Genomic DNA, 1,175 nt, shown 5'->3' with positions numbered 1-1,175 from the left:
GGCTGCCGCTAAGGCCACTAAACCAGCCACCCGGCCAACCGCATGATAAACCTCTGATTTCTCTCGCGGATCGTCTGCGTCAGGCATTCTTTTGATAATAATAAATAGCGCCACACAAATCCCAACTAAAACGACCAACCCAGTTAAAATACTTTGAATCGTCTTACCAGCGCTGGTTAGCTTGCTTTTAACTTCGCCACCGTCCGCCGCCAAAACAACCTGGGCGTTCATCAAGCCCAAATAAATCGCAGTAGCTCCAGTAGTTGCTAACGCTTTTACTTTGCTGAACTTCATGTTATTCCTCCTTCCCATCGTCTTCTGATGTTCGTAATTGAATTTGTTCTGCCTGCGTTTCTTCTGGCTTACGCTGATAGAACTTGTTCAATTGTTCCTCGGCAATTTGCTGGCTTGGTAATGGATCGGTGGCTAATTTGACGCGGCCGTTTTCACTCGTGGCTAAGTAATACTCTTTTTCTGACTGACCTAATTCTTGGGCCTCTAAGACATGCAAATTATGTTCGTAACGGCCTAAGGCGTTATCAACTTCTAAGCCATAGAAGCCTAAGAAGCCTTCCAGGAAACTCTCACCAAAAAAGGTCATTTCATTTTTAATCTGCTTATATTGATGAGTCGGTTTATCACTTACCAATTTTTCTGTCTTTTTAGCATTTTGACTGTCTTGATGGCGATTAAACCAGCCCCTAAGCTTTAACGGCTCAGTCTTCAACTGGCGTTTAACGGTCTTCTTAATCATTGCTTGCCGGACTTCGTCAATTGGCTGACCGTCTTGATCTAAAATTGCTTGTAACTGTTTTGGATCAGTTAATGCGTGGTCATCATCAACCACAATCGCCTTTTGATCATCATGAACTAGCTTGCCATTAATGCCTTGCCAGCTTTCTACTTTCATTGGATCACCTCCTCAAAAAAAGCGCGTTAGGGACGCTAAACAACTAGCTTTCCCCTAACCCGCCCGGTAAAATGGATTGTTAGGAGGGTGACACCTAGAATCGTAACTTCCAGGTGCTGATCCCCGTTAGCAACTCTACTGCTGACGAGGACGCCCTCTTTTTTTATGTGCTTCTTAATCCACTCTATGCCTTCATCAGATATTAACTTGCTTTTCCCAGAACCAAGCATTAATTCTTCTGGGAATTCTTCTCTATGTCTGCTCA

Annotated in this window: 3 protein-coding genes; all 3 read right to left on the bottom strand. The window is 43.9% G+C overall.

The features are described 5' to 3' along the window. Positions 1-294: CagC family type IV secretion system protein (locus ACYT32_RS12345; RefSeq protein WP_461793474.1), on the bottom strand; the 294-nt coding region annotated here is incomplete at its 3' end. A 1-nt stretch (position 295) separates the two neighbouring features. Further along, the gene (locus ACYT32_RS12340; protein WP_461793473.1) at positions 296-910 is read right to left on the bottom strand and encodes a hypothetical protein; all 615 of its coding nucleotides are present in this window, start codon (positions 908-910) and stop codon (positions 296-298) included. A 35-nt stretch (positions 911-945) separates the two neighbouring features. Beyond that, positions 946-1,175, bottom strand: a 230-nt coding sequence (locus tag ACYT32_RS12335; RefSeq protein ID WP_253956185.1) for a hypothetical protein, incomplete at its 5' end; no start/stop codon positions are given.

It is taken from the genome of Companilactobacillus sp. FL22-3, from assembly GCF_054881455.1.
This window is presented reverse-complemented; position numbering and strand designations above follow the sequence as displayed.